This window comes from Arthrobacter monumenti (assembly GCF_054511255.1).
In genome coordinates, this window is the sequence record NZ_JBTNCY010000008.1 from 74,177 (window position 1) to 98,090 (window position 23,914).

Below are 23,914 nucleotides of genomic sequence, written 5' to 3' on the forward strand. Positions count from 1 at the left end.
TGATGACGGCTACTAGACTCGATTTCCGATGAGTACTCCAAACAGCAACCTCAGTACCGTGCGGGTGGACGCCTGGCTGTGGTCGATCCGCATCTACAAGACCCGGTCCGCAGCCACCGCAGCCTGCCGCGCCCATCACGTTCGCCTGAACGACACCCCGGTGAAAGCCTCGCAGACCGTGGTTCCAGGCGACACCATCCGCATTCGCCAGTCCGGCTTTGAACGCGTCCTCGAGGTCCGGCGCCTGATCGCCAAGCGTGTGGGTGCCGATGCCGCCACCCGTTGCTACACCGACCGCACTCCGAAACGGCCGGCCCTGCCGGCGCTCGGCCTTCCCCAGCGCGACCGAGGTAAGGGACGACCCACCAAGAAGGACCGCCGTGAGCTCGAACGCTTCCGGCGCGGAGACTAACGGACTCCCCCACCGTCCCAGTCCTCCCAAACCACGGTCCCGCAAGCAGGCGCCGCATCTGGCCATTCACGAGCGTCATTCCATGAATCACTCGTCCTCCACAACCTGCCATTCGGGCTTCGCCATCCACATTCGAACATTTTTCTCCCTACTGCGCCGCGCCCCTGGATACGGTGGATACATGTTCGGCAATTCAGCTACAGAGGCAACTGAGACGTCGGTCCGCGCCAATGCGGCCGACGGCGGCTCCCCCTGGGCTGCCCCGATCACCGCCCCGGATTCCATCGCAGTATGGATAGAAGAGCTCAGGCACTTGGAAGTCGCCTCCAAGAAGGAGTGCATTGACAGTATCGGTGCTTTGGAGGACCTCAAAGCAGCGGCCGCAGCAGCGCAGGCCAGATTCGCCGCGGACTTCGACTCCCGTCAGCGACAGGATCAAGCGGCCATGGGCATGCCGAAGAAGGAGCAGGGGAAGGGAATCGCTGGCGAAATCGCACTTGCCCGGCGGGTGTCCCCCCATCAGGGAAACCAGCACCTCGGCTTTTCCAAAGCTCTTGTCAACGAAATGCCCCATACCCTGAAGGCGTTGACCGCCGGTAAGGTTTCGGAATGGCGGGCCACGCTTTTGGTGAAAGAAACCGCCTGCCTGACAGTTGAGGACCGCGCAGAAGTCGACCACCAAATAGCTTCCGACCAGGACTACCTTCAAGGATTGAGCGATCGACGTCTCGCCGCGGAAGCACGCAAGGTTTCATACAAACTCGATCCGCATTCGGTTGTGCGGCGGGCTGCCAAGGCCACTAATGAACGCAGTGTCACGGGCAGGCCCGCGCCTGACGCCATGGCTTATGTGACGGCCTTGCTGCCCGCTTCCCAGGGAGTGGCAGTGCTGGCGGCACTTACGCGGGCAGCCAACGGTCCACGCGCCGAAGGTGATCAACGAGGGCGCGGCCAGTTCATGGCAGACACCTTCGTCGAACGCATCACAGGGCAGTGGCAGGCCGACGCCCCCGCCGTAGACGTACAAGTGGTGATGACAGACCGGACCTTGCTGGCCGGCGATGGCGAACCTGCCTTCCTGCCAGGCTATGGAGTCATTCCGGCCCAAACCGGACGGGACCTCGCACGGCAGGGCACAGCGGCGGCAGAAGCTTGGATCCGCCGCCTCTACACAGCACCGGTCTCCGGCCAACTCATCGGCATGGACTCACGGTCCCGGCTTTTCCCCAAGGGATTGGCACGCTTCATTGCAACACGCGACCAAATCTGCGGAACACCTTGGTGCGATGCACCGATCCGCCACACCGACCATGTGGTTCCTTGGTCCGCCGGAGGCCAAACCAACGAAACCAACGGTCGCGGGCTCTGCGAAGCCTGCAATTACGCCAAGGAAGCACCCGGATGGGCGGTCCAGGCGGCTCCCGACCCACCGGACACCGGTCCGGACAGAGGCAGCCGGTATAGGACCAAAACGTCCACACCAACTGGACACGTCTATTGGTCCACCGCGCCTAGTCTGCCGGGAGCAACTCCGGCCAAGGCATGATGGTGGCATGCCTTCGGAGAGCACAGCACTGAGCAAGACTTCACATCACAACGCCCTGTCGTCGGACGATGCCGGAAGGCTTGCGGCCGCATTGGGCGAATCGCCGGATGCCACCGTTTTTGTGAACGGCACCAGCGTCCGGCTTCCCCAAGCAGCAACGGCGGCCGTTCTCGATCTGCTGAATCGGTTTGCGAACAATGAGGCCATTACGATCAGCACCAGCGAGAAACTACTCAACACCTCGCAGGCGGCGCAGCTTGCCGGCGTCTCCAATACCTACATGCGCAATCTGACTGACGATGGAACTATTGCTGTTGAGTACCGCGGAAGCCACCGACGTATCCGCCCTCATGATGTCCTCGCCTGGCTGGAGGAGCGTGCCGCCATTGAACATCCGCCCAGCCAGGAGGAATGAATTCCCGGAATCTTACGAACTATTTCCCGCTCTTCTTTGACCATTCGCCCTGTCGGGCTTAGCGTTTATTACGCAATCATGAGTTCCAGCCACAGGCCCTGGCCGGCTGGACAGCAACCCTCTCGCCGTAGTGGGGTGCTCCAGGTGATGATTAGGTCAATCGGGAAAACACCCCCGACTGGCAAGTACGGCGTTTCCGCCGCATCGTTCACAGCCGATGAGTGGAATCGCCTCATTGCAGAGGAAGTGTGAGCGTGTCTCTAAATGCCGATCTAAGTCCCGACGCCCTGCGTCGCGCATTCAGCGGATTCCCCTCGGGAGTTGCCGCGCTGTGCTCCAGCGTCGATGGCAAGCCGGAGGGAATCGTTGCCTCCTCGTTTACCGTGGGCGTTTCGCTCGATCCACCATTGGTAATGTTTGCCGTCCAGAAAAAGTCACGGACCTGGCCCGTTCTCCGCGGCAGCCAGCGGATTGGCGTCTCGATCCTCGCCTCCGGGCACGAGGACGTATGCCTGCAGATCGCGTCGAAGTCAGCCGACCGGTTCGCCGGGCTGGATCTCCATACCACCGAGTCCGGCGCCATCCTGTTGCAGAACGCGGCTCTCTGGCTGGAATGTTCCGTCGAACAGGAAATGCCGGCCGGCGACCATGATGTGGTCCTGCTACGGGTCCACGGCACCTCCACCCAGGAGAATTCGCCCGGTCCGCTGGTCTTCCATGCCTCTGCTTTCCATCATCTGAAGCAACCCGCGCTCGTATAGGGCACTCGTCTTCTTCCTGCCCATCGGCCTCCCCCGGGGAAAAGGGCTCCAGTAACTCCAGCAGTCCTGCCTGTTCCAGCCCCGGCCCCTGCTTCCTACCTGCCCTCTGTTCGTTTCACCCTGCCCAATTCACCTGCCGCAACGGCCCCATGAAAGGACCCCACAATGACCACCACCTTGGACACAAACCAACTGAACGACCGATGGGCCGGCACTCCCCGGCCAAAAAACCCGAACGAATGGCTGTACCGCGCCCAGGAAGTCGCGGACATCCTCGCGGTTGACGCCGTCGAACGGGACAGAGCCAACGAGACACCACGGGCCGAAGTTGAGCTGCTCAAAAGTTCGGGCCTCGTCACTCTGCTCGGCCCGGTCGAGCACGGCGGTGGCGGGCAGAACTGGGAAACCGTATATAAGGTCATCAGGATCATCGCCCGGGCCGACGGCTCGATCGGGCAGCTGCTTGGTTACCACTATCTCTGGGCCTGGGCCGCACGCCTGGTCGCAACCGATGCCCAGATTGCCGCCGTCGAAGAGCTCTACACACGGGACAATCTATTCTTTGGCGGAGCCGTCAATCCCCGCGACAGCGACTTGATCATCCACGAGGTGGACGGCCAACTCGCCTTCAACGGCCGCAAGTCCTTTTCGACCGGCGGGCAGGTTGCCGACCTTACCGTCATCGAAGGCGTTCTGGACGGAACCGAAACGCATGTCTTCGCGATCGTCCCGACAGACCAGCCGGGAATCATTTTCGGACAGGACTGGAACAACCTCGGCCAGCGGCTGACGGAATCCGGATCCGTAGAGATCAAGGACGTGCGCATCGACTGGTCGGATGCCGCAGGATTCGTCGACGGCGAATTCCAACCGCTGGTCTACAACACCCTCAACGTGCCGGCCATCCAGCTGGTGTTCGCGAACTTCTATCTGGGCATAGCGGAAGGCGCATTGACGACGGCGGCAGCGTACACCCGCTCGACGAGCCGAGCGTGGCCCTACGGCGGGGACAACAAGGAACGCGCCACCGACGAGTGGTACGTGGCGGAAGGCTACGGCCGGCTGCAGTCCAAGCTGTGGGCCGACGCCGCGCTGATTGACCAGGCAGGACGGGAAATCAGTGCTGTCCTCCATGACGACCGCGAAAACCTGACGCCGGAAGTCCGCGGTGAAATCGCCGTCCGGATTGCGGCGGCGAAGGCACGCATCATCGACGACGGTCTTGAGACCGCCACGAAGATCTTTGAGCTGACCGGCGCCCGGGCGACAGCCAACGCCGTCGGGCTGGACATCTTCTGGCGGAACCTGCGCACCCACAGCCTGCATGACCCGCTCCCCTACAAATACCGGGAGGTCGGCCGCCACACGTTGCTCGGTGAGATCCCGGAACCGACCTGGTACACCTAGGAACGAGGCCGGTCCACTAGAGACGTCGCCGCGTGGGCGCCTGCCGCAGTTTCCGACGACGCTGCGCCGGGCAGCCACGCGTAGAGCACATCCGGTTCGCGCTCTTCATTGCCGGCGCCGTCGGTCATCTTCCTGATGGTGAAGCCTGCGTGCTCGTAGAAACCACGAGCGTTGGTATTACGCTGAAAGGTCCAGAGTTGAAGTCCCTCCGGGTTGAGGTCCTTGGCCTGCTGCAGCAGGAGCCGGCCAATTCCCGTCCTCTGTCCGGAGGGAAGGACGTACAGCTGATCGACCCAGCCTGGCCGCAGAGCCAGGACGCCGAGGAGTTCATTATCGACGACGGCGGTCCACACGCTGGAGCCGGGCAGCAGGACATTCGCGACCCACCATGAGTCCTCCCTGGCCGTGTGCGGAACATACAGCCATGGCATGGCTTCCGACTTGGAGAAACGGATTAAGGCGCCGATTGCACCGGCATCCGAGTCAACGGCGCGGCGAAGTTTCACCCTCGCCGATGGGCCGAATCTGCTGGTGACATCCATGGACTTCCCGACTAGATTCGAATTAAGCAGTTCAACACTGATGACAGGAGCGCCACGATGAAAAACAAAATTGTACTGGCAACGGGCATAGCCGTCGGCTACGTCCTCGGTTCACGGTCCGGCCGGGAAAGCTACGAAAAGCTGAAGACCAAAGCCAATGAACTATGGAAGGACCCGAAGGTTCAGGACAAGGTCTCTAAGACAACCCAGACGTTGAAGAACAAGGCGCCCGAAGTAAAGGACCAGGCCAGCGAAGCTGCCAAAAAGATCCAGGACCGGGTCAGCCACAGCAAGCACGCCAGCAACAACGGGCAGGCTACGGAGACGGGGCCGAGCGGTGGCGACCCATACAAGGTCGAGCCGCAGCCTTTCCAGGCTCAATCCGACGAGACCCGGCCTTCCACCAACAACTGACCTGCGGCGCGGCATTTCCCGCCGTCGTCGGGCGGTTACTGTCGTCGTCGGGCACGTCAAGCTGTCAGGATCCGGCCACATCCGGCCCTGGGCGGCTTACAGGAAAATCCCTTCCTACAGGAAGTGCGCCTCGCATGCTTGAATCTGACGCGCCAAGAGGTTGTTCCGGTACCGCAATTCGAAGGCAATCAACCGGATTTCCCGGTTAATCTGCTCCCGCCGTTGGGGACTGTGCTGAAATGCTTCGAGATGCCCCGTCAGTTTGGCGAACTCAGCTTCCAACCGGTCTGTGGTTAGCTCAATGTAATTGTCGCTGATCATCACGCACCTCCTTTCGTATGCCGTTAATTTCGCAGTCCGTCCTAGGAAATACCTTGGGGTGGGACGTACCGCTGGCAAAAGTCCTCCGATAGGCTCGAACTCATGGACTTTAGATATCTCGGAAACAGCGGCCTCAAAATCTCGGAAATCACCTACGGCAATTGGCTCACCCACGGCTCACAGGTGGAGAACGACGTCGCCACCAAGTGTGTGCATGCCGCCCTTGACGCCGGGATCAGCACTTTCGACACCGCGGATGTGTACGCCAACACCGCAGCGGAAACTGTTCTCGGCGAGGCTTTGAAGGGCCAGCGCCGGCAATCACTGGAAATCTTCACCAAGGTTTTCGGTCCCACCGGGCCGAAGGGACACAACGACACAGGGCTCTCCCGGAAGCACATTATGGAATCGGTCGATGGTTCCCTGACCCGTCTGCAGACCGATTACGTGGACTTGTACCAGGCACACCGGTACGATTTCGGAACCCCGCTGGAGGAGACGATGCAGGCGTTTGCCGACGTCGTCCGGCAAGGCAAGGCACTCTACATCGGAGTCAGCGAATGGACTGCCGACCAGATCCGCGCCGGGCACAAGCTGGCCGAAGAACTGGGCGTCCACCTCATCTCCAACCAGCCGCAGTACTCCATGCTGTGGCGCGTTATCGAGTCCGATGTTGTTCCGGCGTCGGAGGAACTGGGTCTGTCCCAGATTGTTTGGTCCCCGATCGCCCAGGGCGTGCTCACCGGTAAATACCAGCCCGGACAGGCGCCGCCGTCGGGCACCCGCGCCACGGATGAGAAGGGCGGTGCGGACATGATCAAACGCTGGATGTCCGACGACGTCCTCACCGGGGTGCAGAAGCTTCAGCCGATCGCGGAGGAGGCGGGACTGACCATGGCTCAGCTCGCCATCGCCTGGGTGCTGCAGAACCAGAACGTGGCCTCGGCCATTATCGGTGCATCCCGTCCGGAACAGGTCGAATCCAACGTGAAGGCGGCCGGCGTGACCTTGGACGCCGACACCATGTCCCGGATCGACGACGCCGTCGGGTCCCTCGCCGAACGGGATCCGGCAATGACCAAGTCACCCGAGACCCGCCAGGCCTGACGGCATTTATCCGTGGGGGCTACGGCCCCCACGGATTTACCGCTGGTTTCTGTCCTCGTCACCGAAGTCACCCGGCGGGACAGCACCTCCGCCATGGGTGTGCTGCTCTTCAGTAATCGAATCGGCATGTTCGTCCGGTATGGTGGCGCCGTCGCCCCGAAGGCCGGAGTCTTCTTCCTGCTCCTCATTGTCCTCAGCATCGCCGGAATGCTTATTGTCCGCGACGCATTCCTCATCGGCCACGATATCCCCGGCCTCGCGCTGGGCCGCTTCGTGGTCTCGTTTAGCACGCAGAATTTCGTCCTGCTCGTTGAGCAGGTTTCCGCCGACCATGTACGATTCGTGGCCCGGCGCGGATCCTTCCGTCATCGCGGTCTCCTTCCTTAGACCAGGCTCTCTTTCTGCTGCCTGGAAATCTCAGTCGATCCGCCACAGTTGGAGCAGCTGACCTGATACCGCCGCTTGAATGTGAAGAGCGGGACGAAGAACAGCGTGAACCGACTTGCCCGCTCCTGCAGCCGTTGGTCAACATGCTGATGGCAGTAACGGCAGTTGCCGGGCCTGACGGACAGGGTGTTGAAAACGGTCTTAACACCAAATAGAACGAACATCTGCGCCTCCTCGGGTCGCTACCTTACGGAGCAGCCTCAGCATACCGTTTGAACAGAGCCAGTTGGTCACCATCAGCCTCTGCAACCGCGGCACGGATTTCATCCGCCATGTCGGCCAAGTCTTCACTGACCACGACGTCGGCGGTAATGGTCAGCCGTACATTGTCGCCGTCCTTGGCGAAGTCGTAGCGGTACGCCGTCTGCACATCGCCCTCGCTGGTCGTGAGCGTGATGCTTCGTTCCGGGTCCAGCGCGGTAATGGTTGCCGTCCGTTGATGCCCGTTGGAGCTGTAGTCGATGGCCATCCCCAATTCCGGCCGCCCCTCCGCGTACATATGCGTCACTCCGGGCATCCATCCTGAAGCCGCGTCCCAGTCGGTCAGCAGTTCCCAGGCGCGGGTGAACGAAACGTAAATCAGTTCGGTGTCGGTGAAGGCAGTGTTTGCACCCATAGCTTGAATCATGCCTTGCATGGCGGACGCTGTGAAGAGCGAGGCGTCGGAACGACGACGGTACGCACCTGAATGGGCACGCTGCTGGCCTGAGCAGCCGGATCAGGCGTCAGGTATCCAGGCGAGCTGGACCGGCGTCGGATTGCCTTGCCAGGTACCGGTTACGAAGTGAGTGCCGGTGGTTTTGCCGCTCAGATCGAGGACGCGGTTGATAGCCAGGTCCTCCGCCCCGGTCCTGATGGTGGTGACGTCACCCGCCGTCGTCGGTTCTGCGTGAATCTGTTCCGGCAGGCCGTCTCCGGGCGCGCCGCCGGGTTCGATCTGCACGGAAGATGGCAACTCCTTGAGCTCACCATCGTTGTTCAGGTACTGCTTCGCCTGCGGCTGGCCGGCCAGCAAGGTCGCGGCCAGGGCTGCGGCATAGACGGGATCACCACAGGCATCGTAGACCCATCGCTGGCCGAGCACCGAGTGTTCCATGGTGCCGATCAGCCACTCTCCGGCAGCTTCCAGCGGCGCGCCACGGTAAGTCAGCGGGGCCTGAAAGACCTTATCTCCTGCCCTGACGAGGTGGGTTTCGATGCCGACCTCGCCGCCGGGGTCGTCGAAACGGAAGGAACCAACCAGCTCCAGCTCCTCCGGATCGCCATCGAACCATGATTGGGACGGCAGCCAGTGCGTGAGAAGGTCCAGCTTTGTCGGTTTCAAGACCGCATCGAAAATGATCGCCATGCAGGCCAGCCTAGGCGATTGGCACGACGACGACGGCGGCACCTGGGTGGGTGCCGCCGTCGTCGTTCTGTGGTTTTTAGTTGGTCAACTGAACAGGGCTGTCACCTTGGTCAGGGTGATGAACAGGCCGTAGCAAAGCGGGATTCCCACCAGGGCCCAGGCAACAGTAACTCGTGCATTTTCCATTTCTATGACTCCCTTGCTTCTGCCCGGATCTTGTCCCGGGGCTCGGCCGGTTCGTGGAATTTCTCATCGACCGGCTTGATCATGAGGTTGGCGATGAAACCGATGATCAGCAGTCCGACCATGGTCAGCAGTGCCGGTTGGTAGGCCGCTGCGGTCAGTTCGCCCGGCGTGCCCTGCGCATCCAGGAAGGCGTTGACGATCAGCGGTCCGGCGATGCCGGCGGCGGACCAGGCGGTGAGCATCCGTCCGTGGATAGCACCAACCTGGAACGTGCCATACAGGTCCCGCAGGTAGGCCGGCAGGGTCGAGAAGCCGCCGCCGTAGAAGGAAATGATGAAGAATGCGAGAACCACATACAGGGCGGTGGCGCTGGATCCGGCGAGTGCGAGGATCAAGTACAGTCCTGCCCCGACCCCGAGATAGACCATGTAAATGCGCTTGCGGCCAATGTGGTCCGAGGTGGTGGACCAGCCGAAGCGTCCGGCCATGTTCGCGATGGACAGCAGACCCACGAAGCCGCTGGCGACGCCGACACTTACCAGCGAGACGCCGTCGGGCTGGCGGAAGAAGTCGCGGATCATGGGTGCGGCCTGCTCGAGGATGCCGATGCCGGCTGTCACGTTGCAGAACAGCGCGATCCAGATCAGCCAGAACTGCTTGGTCCGGATCGAGTTGGCGGCGGAAACCTGATTGGAGGTGACGAGCGATTTCGCCTTCACCTTTGAGGGGTCGAAACCGGCCGGCTTCCAGTCCTCGGCGGGGACCCTGATGGTTAAGGCGCCGAAGAGCATGTAGACGAGGTAGATGACGGCCAGGGTAATGAACAGCATGCCCACGGCTTCACCGCTGGCAACCCAACCCTCCGTGCCGGAATCCGGATCGTAGGCGGACAAAAGGAAGGCGGACAGCGGGCTGGCGATCAGGGCGCCGCCGCCGAAGCCCATGATGGCCATGCCGGTGGCGAGTCCCGGGCGGTCCGGGAACCACTTGATCAGCGTGGAGACCGGCGAGATGTAACCGATGCCAAGGCCGATACCGCCAATGACGCCGTAGCCGAGGTAGACGAGCCACAGCTGGTTGGTGAAAATTCCGAGCGCTCCGACCAGGAATCCGGTGGTCCAGAAGAGCGCCGATGTGAACATGGCTTTGCGGGGGCCGCTCTTGTCGACCCAGGTGCCCATCACGGCGGCGGACAGGCCGAGCATGACGATGGCGAGCGAAAAGATAATACCGATCTGGGTAAGGCTCGCATCGAAATGCTCAACCAGGGCGGTTTTGTAAACGCTTGTGGCATAGGCCTGTCCGATGCACAGGTGGACAGCCAATGCTGCCGGTGGAATCAGCCAGCGGTTAAAGCCTGGTGGGGCGACAGTACGCTCCCGGTCGAGCCAACCCATGTGAAACTCCTTCGTCGCGTCTGACCGCGAGGAAGCACGGCCTCCTCGCTATTGTGCAGTAGGTCACATACTTGCGCATTTCCTGGAAGGGCCGGAGGAACTGCTGTGCGACGAGCGGTAGCAATTTCGCGATGAATGACAGTGTTTGCCCCCAACGGCGCGAGGTTTCCCCTCCATAGTGCTGCGTTTTGGCCCCGTCATGCTGTTGGACCGGCAAGGTTTTCTGTGCCTGATCAACATCCGATGCACACCGGGGCACTGAGTTAGAGTCAATTATGTGATGCGAGTGCGTCTTCAGAAGCAGCCGGGATGAGCCAGGCAGAGGAATCGAGCAAGCGGCCACCAACCGCGCAGGCTTTCGTGCTCGGACAGTTGCGCCAGGCGATCGTGGCCGGGGAACTGGTGGCCGGTGAACCGCTACGGCAGGACGCGCTGGCCGACCGGTTCGGCGTAAGCCGGGTGCCCCTGCGCGAGGCGCTGAAGATCCTTGAGAGCGAGGGTCAGGTTGTTTATGAACCGCACCGCGGTTATAAAGTCGCCACTCTTTCCCTTGACGACCTGCTGGAGGTCTACCGGATCCGGCAGATCCTCGAGGCCGAGGCGGCCCGTGTTGCCGTCATGCGGGCCGGTGATGACGTTCTGCATGACATGCAGCAGACCGCCAAGGAAGTCGAGGCTGCCAGTGAGGCGGGTGACCTGCTGACCATGACCGAGGCGAATCGCCGCTTCCACTTTGTTCTCGTCACCGCCGCCGGGATGCCGCGGCTGGAGCGGCTCGTCCGCGTGTTGTGGGACGCAACGGACACCTACCGCTTTGTCTATTACGGCAGTGAAGCCAACCGTGCCGTCGTCAAGCATGAGCATGCGTTGATTGTCGACGCATTCGCCGCCCGGGATGCAGACAGGTTGGTCGCCATGCTGGACGAGCACCGCAAACACGCGGTTGAAGCCCTCCACAAGTTCCTCGCGGCGGGCTAAAGTCACGGAAAACTCTACTGTGATGTGACTTACATTCGCTCGTGAAATTGGATACAGTATCCAAATGACTTCCACCAGTGAGCTCACAGCATCTGCCTATGACTGGCTCGGAATGGCCGGTCAGCGTGTGCTTGTCGCAGGAGCTGGCGGCATTGGAGCAGCCTGCGCCACAGCCTTTGCTGATGCCGGAGCCATCGTTTTGGTCGCCGATATATCGGCGGAGCGCTTGTCGGTATTGGATTCCCGGGTGTCGGGAATCCGGACAGACCTGACCACTACCCAGGGCTGCGCCGAAGCCGTGGCCGCTTGCGGGACGGAGCTGGGCGGCCTCGACGTACTCGTCCATGCGGTCGGAATCAACCACCGGGTTCCAGTGCTGGAGGTCGACGACGACGATTGGCAGCGGATCATTGACGTCAACCTCTCCAGCGCTTTCCGTCTGGGCAAGGCGGCGGGACGGCTGATGGTCGAGGCTGGATACGGACGCCAGGTTTACTGCTCGTCCGTATCCGGACTGCTCGCGCACCCGGACCACGGACCCTACGCCGCAAGCAAGGGCGGGCTCGATCAGCTGTTGCGCGTGATGGCGCGGGAGTGGGCGTCCGGCGGCGTGACCGTCAACGCGATCGGCCCCGGCTATGTCGACACGGAACTTACCCGGCACCACCTCGACAAACCGGGGATGAGGGAGCACTACACCTCTCTGGTTCCGGCCGGACGCCTCGGATCGGTCGAGGATCTGACCGGAGCGGTCCTGTTCCTCACATCCCGGCAGGCGGCATTTATCACCGGGCAAGTGCTCTACATCGACGGCGGTCGCACTCTTGTCTGACCGGGCCGCGGGCGGTCGGTTTCCCCTGCTGACGCCGGGGGAATTGTCCAGCGAACAACGTGCCGTTTATGACACCATCGCCGGACCTCCTCGGGCAGGTGGACCCTTCCTGATTGTCGACGACGACGGCTGCTTGGCCGGCCCCTTCAACGCCCTGCTCTACTCCCCCGCTATCGGACAAGCTGTCCAGGCATTGGGTTCGGCCCTGCGTTTTGGCGGGGCGCTAAGTGACCGGACGAGGGAACTAGTAATCTGCGCCGTCGCGGCTTGGCTGCAGTCGGATTACGAGTGGTACGCGCACAGTAGAGTCGCCCGCTCAGCCGGAATCAGTCCGGTTGAACTGCAAAGCCTGCAGGCCGGTGAAATGCCGGAGGGCCTGGCCAGTGGCGAACAGGCTGCCCTCGAGCTCGCTTTCGCCTTGCTGCGCGGCACGGCCGTCGGGCACGAAGTGCATGCCGAAGCGCTGAAGCACTTTGGCCACGCCGGAGTCACCGAACTTTCGGTGCTCGTCGGTTACTACCAGACGCTGGCCGGCCTGCTCGCGGCAGGCAATGTGCCCGCACCCGGCAATGGCGAAGCCGCAATCAGCAATACAGACCAATGATGAATAACAACCACCATCAAGGGAGATAACGCATGACGAAAAGTAACTATTTTCCACGTCGAAACCGCAGGAACCGAGTCGCCGTCGCCGCGCTCGCCGTTCCCGCTCTTTTCCTGACTGCCTGCGGCGGTGGTGGTGGAGGCGGTTCCGAAGCGGGCGGTGAAGGAGGCGGCGGTGGCGGCACCCTGTCCATCGCCACCGGCGGTACCGGCGGTGTTTATTATCCGCTGGGCGGCGGCATCGCAAACGTCATTACGCAGAATGTTGAAGGCTACGAGGCCACCGCTCAGGAAACCAACGCATCGGTGGATAACATGCTTCTGCTCGAAAACGGTGCGGCCGATCTTGCCCTGGGCGTAGGTGACGTCGTGGCCGCCGCGGCCGCAGGAACCAACTCCTTCGAGGGCAACCCGCTCGATATCTGCGCTATCGGTTCGATGTACAGCAACTACATGCAGCTGGTGACAACGCAAGGTACCGGCGTAGAAAGTGTGGAAGACCTAAAGGGTAAGACGATCTCCGTCGGTGCTCCGGGGTCGGCCACCGAAGTCGGCGCGATCCGGACGCTGGAGGCCGCCGGCATCGATCCTGAAACCGAGATCGACCGCCGCCAGCTCGGCGCCGCTGAAACGGTCGCCGCCCTGCGGGATGGCACCATCGATGCCGGTTTCTGGTCCGGCGGGCTGCCGACCGGTGCCCTCGTAGATCTGGCCAGCACGGGCGATATGAAACTGGTGGAGATCGGCGAATACGCCGACGAACTGGCCGAAAAGTACGGCGACTACTACGTGCAGCAGGACGTTCCGGCGGATACCTATGAGGGCCAGAGTGAGGCAGTGTCCGTGATCGCCTCGCCGAACATCATGGTCGCCAGCAAATCGATGGACGAACAGCTCCAGGAGGACGTCACGACGGCCATCTTCGAGAACAAGGACAAGCTCGTCCAGGTTCACCCGGCGGCGAAGGAGCTGGACGCCTCCACTGCGGGCAAGATTCCGTTCATAGATACCTGCCCTGGATCACAGGCATACTACGACCAGGCCGGAAGCTAGCTCATTGCTGAAGCCAGCAGTCGTCGTCGTTGCCCTTGCCTGCGCGGCCGCTTTCGGGGCCGTTGGCCTCGCCGCTGCCGCCGGGCACGACCCGGCACCCAATCAGCGGGCCGTCGTCGTTGAGGACAGCGACGGCGACGTGCTGGCCAGCGCTCCGCTGCACGGCAATACCTTCGCCGTGAGCTACCGCAACTCCATCTACCAGACCATGGCCGAGGAACGATATGAAATTCTGCCCGACGGCAGGTACCGCCTCGAGCAAATAGCCGCCGAGCAGCTGGCTGTACTTGAGGAGTACTACGGCGTTCCCGGCACCCCTTTCGAGACCGACAAAGCAGACCGCCGCAACTGGGCTGTTCCCCCGGATCCGGCGCATCCTGCGGTATTCGAGGAACTCTCGATTGCCGCCACCGACCTCGGCGAGCGCACTTTGCACGTTCCCGGCGAGGAGCCGTTGCCGCTGTGGCCTTTGGTCGAGGATGAGAACCCCTACATCGTGTTAGACATCAAGGAGCTCCAATGACCGAGCCACGCAACGCCCCGGCAAAGGGGGCAAAAACCACGCCCGTCGCCGATGACCGCGATCCGGGCGACGACAAGGCAATCGACGAAGAGGCCCTGCTGGCAGAGTACGAGTCGGAGAAACCGGCCCGCCGGCTCACCGGGGTCCCGCTGGTCATCGTCAAGGTCATCGGTGTGGGGCTGTCCCTGCTCGGGCTGTACTGGGTGTTCAATCCGATGGCTGCGCAGTTCTACCTGCCGGCGTTCCTGATGATCGGACTGCCGCTGACTTTCCTCGTGTACCGCGGCTGGAAACGCCCCGATAAGGCCAAGGAAGCCGGGCGGAAGGACAACCCGCATATCGCCGATTGGATCCTGGCGGCGCTCGCCGTCGTACCATTCGCCTACATTATCTCCGATTGGGACGCCTTCTTCCGCAGGGCGATCATACCGACCGAACTCGACCTCATTATGGGCACGGTAGCCATTCTGGTCACCCTCGAAGCTGCCCGGCGCACGGTGGGATTACTCGTTCCGCTGGTCGTGATCTTCTTCTTCGCCTACGCCTTTTGGGGTCCGTATTTCCCCGGCCCGTTCGCCAGCCCGTCGTTTGATTGGCCGCGGCTGATGAGCCACAACGTGATGGGCACCCAGGGCCTGTTTGGCGTTCCGACCGACGTTGCCGCCACGTACATCATCCTGTTCACCATTTACGGTGCCGTGCTCAGCGCCTCCGGCGCCACCCGCTTCTTCATCGATCTGTCCTTCTCGGCCTTCGGCCAGTCGAAGGCCGGCCCGGGACGGACCGTCACGATGGCAGGCTTTCTACTCGGTACGGTGTCCGGTTCCGGTGTTGCCACCACCGTCACGCTCGGTGGAATTTCCTGGCCGCTGCTGCGCAAGGCCGGCTACCCGAAGGAACATGGCGGTGCCGTGCTGGCCGCAGCGGGTATCGGTGCCATTATGTCCCCGCCAACCCTCGGCGCCGCGGCGTTCATCATTGCCGCGCTGCTGGGCGAATCCTACCTGCAGGTGCTGATCTGGGCCACGATTCCGACCTTGCTCTATTACCTCGGCATCATTCTTGCCATCGAGATGGACGCCCGGCGTTTCAAAACGTCCAGCGTCAAAATTGAAACCAAACCGGTCGGCAAACTGCTGCTGCGTTTCGGGTACCACTTCAGCTCACTGGTCGCCATCGTCTTGTTCATGGCACTGGGCATGACGCCGTTCCGCGCGGTGGTGTTTGCGACCCTGCTGGCGTTCGTGCTCAGTTTCCTGGAGCGCCAATCCTGGATGACGCCGCGCCGGTTGTGGGATGCCCTCGCCGCCGGTGCCACCGGCGCCCTCTCGGTAATTCCCGTGATGGCTGCGGCCGGGCTGATTGTTGGCGTCATGACGCTGACCGGATTGGGCCTCAAACTGGCCAACATTATCGTCCTGGTCGCCGGCGGGAACCTCATCCTGACCGCCTTGCTGTCGGCCGTGTCGGTCATCCTGCTTGGGCTCGCGGTTCCCGTGACGGCAAGCTTCATTATTTCCTGGGTGATCATCGGACCGGCGTTGCAGGATGTCGGCGTCGCACCATTTGCGGCCGCCATGTTCATCTTCTACTACTCGGTGCTCAGCGAGGTCTCCCCGCCGACAGCGCTGTCGCCGTTTGCCGCTTCGGCCATCACCGGAGGCAAGCCGATCAAGACGATGTGGCTGACCTGGCGCTACACGCTTTCGGCCTTCCTGGTTCCCTTCATCTTCGTGCTGTCGGATGCCGGAATTGGCCTGCTGATGCAGGGCGGTTGGCAGACAGTGCTGTTGGCCCTTGTTACCTCCGCTGTCGCGGTCGCTGCCCTGGCCGTGGCGACCGGCGCCTGGCTGATTGGCCCGGCCGGCTGGCCTGAACGGGTGCTCCTCGGAGCCGGCAGCATCCCGCTGCTCATTATGGAACCGACCGCTATGGCGATCGGCGCCGCACTGATTGTGGCGGGACTGCTCATCCACCTCGCCATGCGGCGGCGCCACCGGCGCGATGATGCCCCGACGCCATCCGCTGCAATTGACAGTGGCGGAGACGACGGCGGTGCTGGGGAATCTCCGGGGGCACCAAAAAGCGATAAGAGTAACCACACGGCAGGCAACGGCAGCACCGCCTCGAGCCGGGCCGAGGCGTAATGGCCTCCACCAGGGGCGGCACGGCAGCCGCATTGCTGCAGGCCGTCTCCGTGACGACCACCGGTGTTCTGCCGGCGTTCCTGGTGGGTGCTCTGGCCGTGCAGATCCGGGACGATCTCGACGTCGGACCGGCCGAGATCGGGCTGGCTGCGGCGACGCTGTTCACGGTGGCCGGCGTCCTGGCCCGGCCGCTGGGCCGGTTTGTGCAGCGGATCGGCGCCGGGCGGGGCATTATGATCTCGGCCTCGCTGGCTGCGGTGTCGCTGGCGGGCGTCTCGGCCGCGCTCTCCTTCGCCGTCCTGATTGCGGCGCTGGTGGTCGGCGGCGTCGCGAACGCCATGGCGCAACCATCAGCAAACCTGCGGATTTCCCGTGCCGTCAATTCACAGCGGCTCGGGCTGGCTTTCGGCATCAAGCAGTCCTCCATCCCGGCGGCCACCCTGCTGGGTGGCTTGGCCGTCCCGGGGATCGCCTTGGTTCTCGGCTGGCGCTGGGCGTTCGTTTTTGGCGCGGCCGCCGCGGTTGGGATAGCAATTTGGGCAGCGGCGAGCGGTCGTGGTCCGCGGCTGCAGCCGGATGTCGAGAGCCCCGCCGTCGAGCCCGACCGCGGCACGCCGCTGGGCGGGTTGCTGGTCCTGACAATAGGGGGCGGACTGGCCGCGGCGGCAGCTACGTCGCTGGGAGTCTTTCTCGTCGATTCCGCCGTCCAGTCCGGAATATCGCCAGGTTCGGCCGGCCTGCTGTTCGCCGCAGCTGCGTTGAGTGGATTGCTGATCCGGATCGGGCTCGGAGCGGCCATCGACCGGCATCCAACCCGGAGTCCCTACATCCTGATGGCCAACCTACTGGCCGGCGGAACTGTCGGATACGTCCTATTGGCCAGTGGCAGCACGGCACTCTTCGCCGTCGGCGCCATGCTGGCGTATGCCGCCGGCTGGACCTGGACGGGCCTGCTGCACTTCGCCATCGTCCGGGACAACCGGATGGCCGCAGCATCGGCGACCGGGATCCTGCAGACCGGCCTCTCCTTTGGTTCCGCGGGTGGACCGCTCCTCTTCGGGCTGCTGGTGGAAGCGACGTCGTACCAAACGGCGTGGTTGGCAGCGGCCGCGGTGGCACTCCTTGCTGCGGCAACATTCCGGATCGGACGCCGGATGATCCGGCGCTCACGCGGACTGCCGGTGCGGACCCTGCGGACTCTGCGGACTCTGCGGACTCTGCGGACTCTGCGGAAACGTCCCACAAACATTCAGAGCGAAGTACAGACCAATACGAAGGAGAATCGATGAGTCAATCGAGCTACGCGGTGATCGGTGGCGGCATAGTCGGGGCGGCTACGGCCCGCCGTCTGCTGCAGGTCCAGCCCGGTGCCAGGGTCACTCTGCTGGAGAAAGAGGTAACGCTGGCCGCGCACCAGACCGGGCACAACAGCGGCGTCGTCCATGCCGGCCTTTACTACACGCCCGGCTCGCTCAAGGCGCGCCTTTGCCGCCGCGGCGTCGGCCTGCTCCGGGATTACTGCGAAAGCCACGACCTGACCTACGACGAATGCGGCAAGGTGCTGGTCGCCCTGGACGAAACCGAAAAGTCGCGGCTGGGAAACATCATGTCGCGGGCGGTGGCCAACGGTGTTCCCGGTGTGCGCCAGCTCGACGCCGGGCAGTTGCGGGAGATTGAACCGAACGTCCACGGCGTGGCCGGCATCCACTCCCCGACGACGGCAATCGTTGACTATGCCGCCGTCGCACGTGCCCTCGCAGCGGATTTTGAAGCGGCCGGAGGAACCGTACGTACCTCCTATGAGGTCACCGGTCTGACGCCGCGCGGATCGCAGACAGTTGTCCGCGGCGCCGGTGGCGAAGAGGAAGGCTATAACAATGTCGTGGTCTGCGCCGGCCTTCAGGCGGACCGCGTGGCAGCGCTGGCCGGCGACGAAGCCGACCCGCGGATTGTGCCGTTCCGTGGCGAGTACTACCTGCTCCGCCCCGAGCGCCGGGAGCTGGTCAACGGCCTGGTGTATCCGGTTCCGGACCCGCGCTACCCCTTCCTCGGAGTGCATCTGACCCCGCGCGTCGACGGCGAGGTGATGGTCGGGCCCAACGCGGTGCTGGCGCTCGCCCGGGAAGGCTACGGCTGGTCCCGGATCTCCGCCCGCGACCTGCGCGACGCCGTTGCCTGGCCGGGTTTCCGCCGTTTCGCCAAGCAGCACTGGCGCACCGGCGCCACCGAAATGATCGGCTCCTTGAGCAAGCAAAAGTTCATTGGGGCCGCACGGCGGTATGTGCCGGAGCTAAGCACCGACGACGTCGTCCCCGGCCCCCGCGGCGTCCGCGCCCAGGCGCTCGACGCCGATGGCTCCCTGGTCGACGATTTCCGCATCACCCGCCGCGGCTCGGTCCTCAGCGTCCGCAACGCTCCCTCCCCCGCGGCCACATCCTCGCTGGCCATTGCCGAGCACGTCGTCGATGTGCTTCTCGACCGAAAGGACGCCGCAGCCTGATGCGCAACCAAACAGCTCCCCTCGAATCCGGTCTGTGGGGCGTGCTCGCCACACCCTTCTCCGGTCCGGATTTCGCCGTCGATACGGATTCATTGCGCCGCGAGGTGCAGTTGTTCGCCGCCGTCCCGGCCACCGGGCTGGTGGTGTTGGGCGTCTTCGGCGAAGGCGCCGCCCTTGACTCCGCCGAACAGGCTGAAGTGGTTCAGACCGTCGCTGCGGAGGCCGGTTCAACCCCGTTGGTGGTGGGATTATCAGCCCGTTCGACGGCGGTGGCCGTTGAGCAGGCACGGAACGCTGCCGCTGCGGCCGGCGATTCGCTCGACGGTTTAATGGTGCAGGTCAACAGTTCCGATCCTGATGTCCTGATGGCCCATCTGACGGCAGTGCACGACGCAACCGGAGCGGGAATCGTGGTCCAGGATTATCCGGTGGCGTCCGGGGTGCGGATTGCCGCCGCTCAGCTCCTGTCCGCCGTCGAGCGCTGTCCCTTCGTCGTCGCCATTAAATCCGAAGCGCCACCGACGGCATTGGCCATTTCCGAGCTGACGGCGTCGACGGCGGTACCCGTCTTCGGCGGGCTCGGCGGCGTCGGGCTGCTCGATGAACTGGCCGCCGGTGCGGCGGGCGCGATGACCGGATTTTCGCACCCTGAAGGACTCCGCGCCGCCCTCGACGCCTGGCACCGGGGCGGCTACAACGAAGCGCGCCGGGTCTTCGCTCCCTGGCTGCCGCTGGTCAACTTCGAAGCCCAACCCGGCGTCGGACTGGCCTTGCGCAAGGAGGTGCTGCGCCGCCGCGGCGTGATCGCCGACGCGCTCGTGCGCCCACCCGCGCAGACGCTTCCGGAACCGCTCGCTGCTTTGATTGACGACCATCTGAAGGCAATAACCGTGGAGGTAAATTCTTAATGGACACCGGACTGCAGGGAAAGAACGTACTCGTTCCGGGCTCGAGTTCGGGTATTGGACTCGCCATCGCCCAATCGCTGGCGGCGGAGGGTGCCAATGTTGTGCTCGCCGCCCGCCGGGGCGAACTCGTCCGGGAAGAGGCCGCCCGGCTGCCCTCCGCCGTCGGCGTCGAAGTCGATCTGGCCAGCGACGACGCTCCGGCGCTGCTCGTCGCGGAGGTGGAAAAAGCGTTTGGGCCGATCGATGTGCTGGTGCTCAACAGCGGCGGTCCACCTCCCGGTACCGCCGCCGAGGTGGACGATGAGCAGATCATGAAATCGGTGCACCAATTATTGCTGCAGCATCAGCGGCTGACCTCACTCGTGCTGCCCGGGATGCGCGAACGCGGCTGGGGCAGGATTGTCGCCGTCGGCTCCAGCGGCATTCAGTCACCGCTGCCGGGACTTGCCCTGTCCAACATCGGCCGAGCCGGACTGGCCGGCTACCTCAAGACACTGTCCACGGAAATCGCGGCCGACGGCGTCACCATCAACATGGTGCTGCCCGGACGCATCGACACGGACCGGGTCAGTACCATCGACGCCGGCGCAGCGAAACGGACCGGCCGCAGCGCCGAAGAGGTCCGCGCTGCCTCGGAGGCCTCCATTCCGGCGAAGCGCTACGGGCGCCCGGAAGAATTTGCCGCCGTCGTGACCTTCCTGGCCAGCACCGCGGCCTCCTACGTCACCGGAGAACAGGTCCGCTGCGACGGCGGCCTGGTCCGCAGCTACTGATCGAAAGGATTCCATTATGCAGCTCTGTTCAATCCTCGACTTCAGGGGCGAGTCCGCCGCCGTCGTCGACCCCCAGCGCGGGGTGGCGCTGATCCGCGACCTGCTGCCGGACTTCACCGGCGACGTACTCGAGGTGCTCTCCTCCGGCCTGCTCGAATGTCTCGAAACCGCTGCGGCGGAAGCGCCGGCGGGGGTGTTCCGCAGCGTCAATGAGGTGACTTTCGGCGCTCCATACCGGCACCCGCGGATGCTCTGGGGCATCGGCCTTAACTATGTGGAACATGCCTCCGACCTCGCTGAAGGCGTCCCGGAGGAACCGGCGTCGTTCATCAAGGGCGACCACACCGTAATCGGTCCCGGCGAGGAAATTCCGATTCCGTGGCAGAGCGAGCGAACCACCGCCGAAGCCGAACTGGGCATCGTCATCGGACGTTTCTGCCGGGACGTCGAACCGGAGGAGGCGCTGTCGTATGCCGCCGGCGTCGTTCCCGTGCTCGACCAGACGGCCGAGGACATCCTGCAGCGCAATCCGCGCTTCCTCACCCGGGCAAAAAACTTTCCCGGATTCTTTTCCTTCGGTCCGCGGATCGTTCCGCTGGCAGAGGTGACCGACGACGACGGTTCCCTGGCCGGCGTCGAAGTCTCCACCGTGATCAACGGTGAAGTCCACCGGCGCAACACGGTCTCCCACATGCGGTACGACCCTGCCTACCTGATCAGTTTCCACAGCAAGGTGATGCCGCTGTATCCGGGCGACATCATTTCCACCGGGACTCCGGGTGCGGTACATATCCGGTCAGGGGACGTTGCCGAATGCCGCATTCCCGGCGTGGGAGTACTGACGAACCCGGTGGTCGGACAGGAGGTCTCCAAATGAGCCAGGGACCGCTTTCCGGCGTTAAGGTGGCGGACTTCTCCCGCGTCCTCGCCGGACCGTTCGCCTCCATGATGCTGGCCGACTTCGGCGCGGACGTCATCAAGATTGAACGGCCCTCCGGCGACGACACCCGGTCCTGGGTTCCGCCGGTCGACGACTACGGGGTCGGCACGTACTTCTCCAGCGTGAACCGGAACAAGCGCTCCGTCGTCTGCGACCTCGCCACCGGGCAGGGGCTGGATGAGGCTGCCGCCATCGCCATGGAGGCCGACGTCGTTATCGAGAATTTCCGCCCCGGCGTGATGGAACGGTACGGCCTCGACTATGAAACATTGCGCGCCAAGCGGCCCGGAATCGTCTACTGTTCCATCACGGGATTCGGCAGTACCGGCGGCGCCCACCTGCCCGGCTACGACCTCCTCGTCCAGGCGGTTGGCGGACTGATGAGCGTGACCGGATCGCCGGATTCCGAGCCGAGCAAGGTCGGCGTGGCGCTGGTCGACGTCGTCACGGGGCAAAACGCCGTCGTCGGAATCCTTGCCGCGCTGCGGTCCCTGGACCAGACGGGTGTTGGCCAGCGGATCGACGTGAATCTGTTGTCATCGCTGCTATCCGGTCTGGTGAACCAGGCGTCCAGCACCCTGGCGACCGGGGAGGCACCGCAGCGGATGGGGAACGCGCATCCGAGCATCGCCCCTTATGAGACGCTGAAAACCGCGGATGGGCCGCTGGCGGTCGCCGTCGGAACCGACAGGCAGTTTGCAGCGTTGGTGCGGGTGCTCGGCGTGCCGGAACTCGCCCGGGATGAGCGGTTCGCCGGCAATTCCAGCCGCGTCGCCAACCGGACCGTGTTGAAATCGATGCTGGAGGAACAGTTGCAGTCCAAGCCGGCAGAGCAGTGGGCGGACTTGCTGACCGACGCCGGCGTCCCGGCCGGGAAGGTCAACTCGATTGTGGAGGCCCTCGACCTGGCGGACAGCCTTGGTCTCTCCCCGGTCGTGGAAATTTCCGACGCGACGCGCTCCCGTGTGAGCCAGCAGGTTGCCAATCCGATCCGCCTCTCCGGAACCCCTGCCCAGTACCGGCGGTTGCCGCCGCTGCTCGGCGAACACAACGGAGCGACCTTCGAGGCGCGCAGCCTCGTCAACGTCGACGACTAACCTCGCCTTTCCTGCAAGTCCTCAAGCCCTCAAGCCCTTCAAACCGAAAGACACCAATGATTGACACAGCAGACCTGATCGCCGTCGACTCGCTCTTGAGCGAGGACGAAAAATCGTTGCGGGCGGAGGTCCGCTCCTTCGTCGATACCGCCATCAAACCGAACATCGCCGAGTGGTACGAAAACGCGGCCTTCCCGCTGGAGATCGTGCCGGAAATGGCCAAGCTCGGCCTGCTGGGCATGCACTTGGACGGCTACGGTTGCCCGGGACGGACCGCCGTCGACTACGGCCTTGCCGCGCTTGAAATCGAGGCCGGCGATTCCGGACTGCGGACATTTGTCAGCGTCCAAGGCTCACTCGCGATGTCGGCGATCCACAAGCACGGCTCCGAGGAGCAGAAGAACGAGTGGCTGCCCAAAATGGCTTCCGGTGAGGCGATTGGCTGCTTCGGACTGACCGAACCGACGGCCGGCTCCGACCCGGGCAGCATGCAGGCCTTCGCCCGCCGCGACGGCACCGGCCCGGATGCCGACTGGGTGCTGAACGGAACCAAGCGCTGGATCGGCCTCGCCTCGGTCGCCAAGGTTGCCATCATTTGGGCCATGACCGACGACGGCGTCCGCGGCTTCGTGGTGCCAACCGACACCGCCGGTTTCAAGGCGACGGTCATCGACCAGAAGATGTCCATGCGAGCCTCCATCCAGTGCGAAATTGAACTGACAGACCTGCGGCTTCCGGCCTCCGCCATGCTGCCGGACGCGAAGGGACTCCGGGGCCCGTTCGAGTGCCTGAACGAAGCGCGCTACGGAATCATCTGGGGTGCGATGGGTGCCGCCCGGGACAGCTATCTGACCGCGCTCGAGTACTCGCAGCAGCGGCTGCAGTTCGGTAAACCATTGGCCGGCTACCAGCTGACGCAGGAAAAACTGGTCAACATGGCGCTGGAAATCAACAAGGGCACCCTGCTGGCGCTGCAGATCGGACGGTTGAAAGACGCAGGCCAACTGCAGCCGCACCAGGTGTCGGTGGGCAAACTTAACAACTGCCGCGAAGCCATCCAGATCTGCCGCGACGCCCGGGCGATGCTCGGCGGTAACGGCATCACCCTGGACTACTCGCCGCTGCGGCATGCCAACAACTTGGAAAGCGTCCGCACCTACGAGGGCACCGACGAGGTCCACACCCTGATCCTCGGGAACCACATCACGGGGACGCCCGCCTTCCGGTGATGTTGCCGGGGACGCGGACCATAGGATT

Annotated in this window: 29 protein-coding genes and 1 riboswitch; of the genes, 21 read left to right on the forward strand and 8 right to left on the reverse strand. The window is 63.5% G+C overall.

Annotated features, from left to right (window positions below):
- Positions 1–28 precede the first annotated feature (28 nt).
- The 5 genes from ACX80B_RS13305 (at position 29) to ACX80B_RS13325 (ending at position 4,541) form a co-directional block, all read left to right on the forward strand.
- Positions 29–412 (forward strand): RNA-binding S4 domain-containing protein, encoded by a 384-nt coding sequence (locus ACX80B_RS13305; RefSeq protein WP_459296913.1) that lies wholly within the window; start codon positions 29–31, stop codon positions 410–412.
- A 181-nt stretch (positions 413–593) separates the two neighbouring features.
- Positions 594–1,958 carry an HNH endonuclease gene (locus tag ACX80B_RS13310; RefSeq protein ID WP_459296915.1) on the forward strand — a complete coding sequence of 455 codons (1,365 nt, stop codon included), beginning with the start codon at positions 594–596 and terminating at the stop codon, positions 1,956–1,958.
- A 7-nt stretch (positions 1,959–1,965) separates the two neighbouring features.
- Positions 1,966–2,373, forward strand: a complete 408-nt coding sequence (locus ACX80B_RS13315; protein WP_459296917.1) for a helix-turn-helix domain-containing protein — start codon at positions 1,966–1,968, stop codon at positions 2,371–2,373.
- Positions 2,374–2,447: 74 nt separating this feature from the next.
- Positions 2,448–2,567: riboswitch (SAM riboswitch) on the forward strand.
- Between the two features lie 54 nt (positions 2,568–2,621).
- Positions 2,622–3,134, forward strand: a complete 513-nt coding sequence (locus ACX80B_RS13320; RefSeq protein WP_459296918.1) for a flavin reductase family protein — start codon at positions 2,622–2,624, stop codon at positions 3,132–3,134.
- A 165-nt stretch (positions 3,135–3,299) separates the two neighbouring features.
- Positions 3,300–4,541: an acyl-CoA dehydrogenase family protein gene (locus ACX80B_RS13325; RefSeq protein WP_459296920.1), complete on the forward strand. Its 1,242-nt coding sequence runs from the start codon at positions 3,300–3,302 to the stop codon at positions 4,539–4,541.
- Here the strand turns inward: ACX80B_RS13325 and ACX80B_RS13330 are convergent.
- Positions 4,538–5,083, reverse strand: a complete 546-nt coding sequence (locus ACX80B_RS13330) for a GNAT family N-acetyltransferase (RefSeq protein ID WP_459296922.1) — start codon at positions 5,081–5,083, stop codon at positions 4,538–4,540. The two genes, ACX80B_RS13325 and ACX80B_RS13330, sit on opposite strands and share 4 nt — an antisense overlap.
- 57 nt (positions 5,084–5,140) lie before the next feature.
- On the opposite strand from ACX80B_RS13330, the gene ACX80B_RS13335 reads away from it, so the two are divergent.
- On the forward strand, positions 5,141–5,497 hold the full coding sequence (locus ACX80B_RS13335) for a YtxH domain-containing protein (RefSeq protein WP_459296924.1): 357 nt from the start codon (positions 5,141–5,143) through the stop codon (positions 5,495–5,497).
- Positions 5,498–5,611: 114 nt separating this feature from the next.
- On the opposite strand, the gene ACX80B_RS13340 is transcribed toward ACX80B_RS13335, so the two are convergent.
- Positions 5,612–5,818: a hypothetical protein gene (locus tag ACX80B_RS13340; RefSeq protein WP_459296926.1), complete on the reverse strand. Its 207-nt coding sequence runs from the start codon at positions 5,816–5,818 to the stop codon at positions 5,612–5,614.
- A 102-nt stretch (positions 5,819–5,920) separates the two neighbouring features.
- On the opposite strand from ACX80B_RS13340, the gene ACX80B_RS13345 reads away from it, so the two are divergent.
- Positions 5,921–6,925 carry an aldo/keto reductase family protein gene (locus ACX80B_RS13345; protein WP_459296928.1) on the forward strand — a complete coding sequence of 335 codons (1,005 nt, stop codon included), beginning with the start codon at positions 5,921–5,923 and terminating at the stop codon, positions 6,923–6,925.
- Between the two features lie 36 nt (positions 6,926–6,961).
- On the opposite strand, the gene ACX80B_RS13350 is transcribed toward ACX80B_RS13345, so the two are convergent.
- The 4 genes from ACX80B_RS13350 to ACX80B_RS13365 all read right to left on the reverse strand — a co-directional run bounded on the left by ACX80B_RS13350 (position 6,962) and on the right by ACX80B_RS13365 (position 8,720).
- Entirely contained in the window at positions 6,962–7,294 is a 333-nt protein-coding gene (locus ACX80B_RS13350) for a hypothetical protein (protein WP_459296930.1), read from the reverse strand.
- Positions 7,295–7,308: 14 nt separating this feature from the next.
- The gene (locus ACX80B_RS13355; RefSeq protein ID WP_459296932.1) at positions 7,309–7,536 is read right to left on the reverse strand and encodes a zinc-ribbon domain-containing protein; all 228 of its coding nucleotides are present in this window, start codon (positions 7,534–7,536) and stop codon (positions 7,309–7,311) included.
- A gap of 23 nt (positions 7,537–7,559) precedes the next feature.
- Positions 7,560–7,988 (reverse strand): SRPBCC family protein, encoded by a 429-nt coding sequence (locus tag ACX80B_RS13360; RefSeq protein ID WP_459296934.1) that lies wholly within the window; start codon positions 7,986–7,988, stop codon positions 7,560–7,562.
- A gap of 102 nt (positions 7,989–8,090) precedes the next feature.
- A complete protein-coding gene (locus ACX80B_RS13365; RefSeq protein WP_459296936.1) occupies positions 8,091–8,720 on the reverse strand; it encodes a CG0192-related protein in 630 nt (209 codons plus the stop codon).
- Between ACX80B_RS13365 and ACX80B_RS13370 the strand changes: the two genes are divergently transcribed.
- On the forward strand, positions 8,719–8,853 hold the full coding sequence (locus tag ACX80B_RS13370; RefSeq protein ID WP_459297280.1) for a hypothetical protein: 135 nt from the start codon (positions 8,719–8,721) through the stop codon (positions 8,851–8,853). The two genes, ACX80B_RS13365 and ACX80B_RS13370, sit on opposite strands and share 2 nt — an antisense overlap.
- Here ACX80B_RS13370 and ACX80B_RS13375 read toward each other — a convergent pair.
- Complete coding sequence (locus ACX80B_RS13375; protein ID WP_442853284.1) at positions 8,805–8,906, reverse strand: MFS transporter small subunit; 102 nt, start codon at positions 8,904–8,906, stop codon at positions 8,805–8,807. The genes ACX80B_RS13370 and ACX80B_RS13375 overlap by 49 nt on opposite strands.
- Positions 8,907–8,908: 2 nt before the next feature.
- Positions 8,909–10,303 (reverse strand): OFA family MFS transporter, encoded by a 1,395-nt coding sequence (locus tag ACX80B_RS13380; protein ID WP_459296938.1) that lies wholly within the window; start codon positions 10,301–10,303, stop codon positions 8,909–8,911.
- A 309-nt stretch (positions 10,304–10,612) separates the two neighbouring features.
- Here ACX80B_RS13380 and ACX80B_RS13385 point away from each other — a divergent pair, with 309 nt between their 5' ends.
- The 13 genes from ACX80B_RS13385 (at position 10,613) to ACX80B_RS13445 (ending at position 23,886) form a co-directional block, all read left to right on the forward strand.
- The gene (locus tag ACX80B_RS13385; RefSeq protein WP_459296940.1) at positions 10,613–11,281 is read left to right on the forward strand and encodes a GntR family transcriptional regulator; all 669 of its coding nucleotides are present in this window, start codon (positions 10,613–10,615) and stop codon (positions 11,279–11,281) included.
- A gap of 64 nt (positions 11,282–11,345) precedes the next feature.
- A complete protein-coding gene (locus ACX80B_RS13390) occupies positions 11,346–12,113 on the forward strand; it encodes an SDR family NAD(P)-dependent oxidoreductase (RefSeq protein ID WP_459296942.1) in 768 nt (255 codons plus the stop codon).
- Positions 12,106–12,717 carry a carboxymuconolactone decarboxylase family protein gene (locus tag ACX80B_RS13395; RefSeq protein ID WP_459296944.1) on the forward strand — a complete coding sequence of 204 codons (612 nt, stop codon included), beginning with the start codon at positions 12,106–12,108 and terminating at the stop codon, positions 12,715–12,717. Before ACX80B_RS13390 ends, ACX80B_RS13395 begins: the two co-directional genes overlap by 8 nt.
- Positions 12,718–12,749: 32 nt before the next feature.
- Complete coding sequence (locus ACX80B_RS13400; RefSeq protein ID WP_459296946.1) at positions 12,750–13,769, forward strand: TAXI family TRAP transporter solute-binding subunit; 1,020 nt, start codon at positions 12,750–12,752, stop codon at positions 13,767–13,769.
- Between the two features lie 4 nt (positions 13,770–13,773).
- The gene (locus ACX80B_RS13405; RefSeq protein ID WP_459296948.1) at positions 13,774–14,292 is read left to right on the forward strand and encodes a hypothetical protein; all 519 of its coding nucleotides are present in this window, start codon (positions 13,774–13,776) and stop codon (positions 14,290–14,292) included.
- A complete protein-coding gene (locus ACX80B_RS13410; RefSeq protein ID WP_459296950.1) occupies positions 14,289–16,439 on the forward strand; it encodes a TRAP transporter permease in 2,151 nt (716 codons plus the stop codon). The genes ACX80B_RS13405 and ACX80B_RS13410 overlap by 4 nt, the downstream gene beginning before the upstream one ends.
- Positions 16,439–17,728 (forward strand): MFS transporter, encoded by a 1,290-nt coding sequence (locus tag ACX80B_RS13415; protein ID WP_459296952.1) that lies wholly within the window; start codon positions 16,439–16,441, stop codon positions 17,726–17,728. The genes ACX80B_RS13410 and ACX80B_RS13415 overlap by 1 nt, the downstream gene beginning before the upstream one ends.
- The gene (gene lhgO / locus ACX80B_RS13420) at positions 17,725–18,939 is read left to right on the forward strand and encodes an L-2-hydroxyglutarate oxidase (RefSeq protein ID WP_459296954.1); all 1,215 of its coding nucleotides are present in this window, start codon (positions 17,725–17,727) and stop codon (positions 18,937–18,939) included. The genes ACX80B_RS13415 and lhgO overlap by 4 nt, the downstream gene beginning before the upstream one ends.
- A complete protein-coding gene (locus ACX80B_RS13425) occupies positions 18,939–19,847 on the forward strand; it encodes a dihydrodipicolinate synthase family protein (protein WP_459296956.1) in 909 nt (302 codons plus the stop codon). The genes lhgO and ACX80B_RS13425 overlap by 1 nt, the downstream gene beginning before the upstream one ends.
- The gene (locus ACX80B_RS13430; protein WP_459296958.1) at positions 19,847–20,620 is read left to right on the forward strand and encodes an SDR family oxidoreductase; all 774 of its coding nucleotides are present in this window, start codon (positions 19,847–19,849) and stop codon (positions 20,618–20,620) included. Before ACX80B_RS13425 ends, ACX80B_RS13430 begins: the two co-directional genes overlap by 1 nt.
- A 16-nt stretch (positions 20,621–20,636) precedes the next feature.
- Complete coding sequence (locus tag ACX80B_RS13435) at positions 20,637–21,497, forward strand: fumarylacetoacetate hydrolase family protein (RefSeq protein WP_459296960.1); 861 nt, start codon at positions 20,637–20,639, stop codon at positions 21,495–21,497.
- Positions 21,494–22,657: a CaiB/BaiF CoA transferase family protein gene (locus ACX80B_RS13440; RefSeq protein ID WP_459296962.1), complete on the forward strand. Its 1,164-nt coding sequence runs from the start codon at positions 21,494–21,496 to the stop codon at positions 22,655–22,657. The genes ACX80B_RS13435 and ACX80B_RS13440 overlap by 4 nt, the downstream gene beginning before the upstream one ends.
- A gap of 56 nt (positions 22,658–22,713) precedes the next feature.
- Complete coding sequence (locus tag ACX80B_RS13445; protein WP_459296964.1) at positions 22,714–23,886, forward strand: acyl-CoA dehydrogenase family protein; 1,173 nt, start codon at positions 22,714–22,716, stop codon at positions 23,884–23,886.
- The last annotated feature ends 28 nt before the right edge of the window (positions 23,887–23,914 follow it).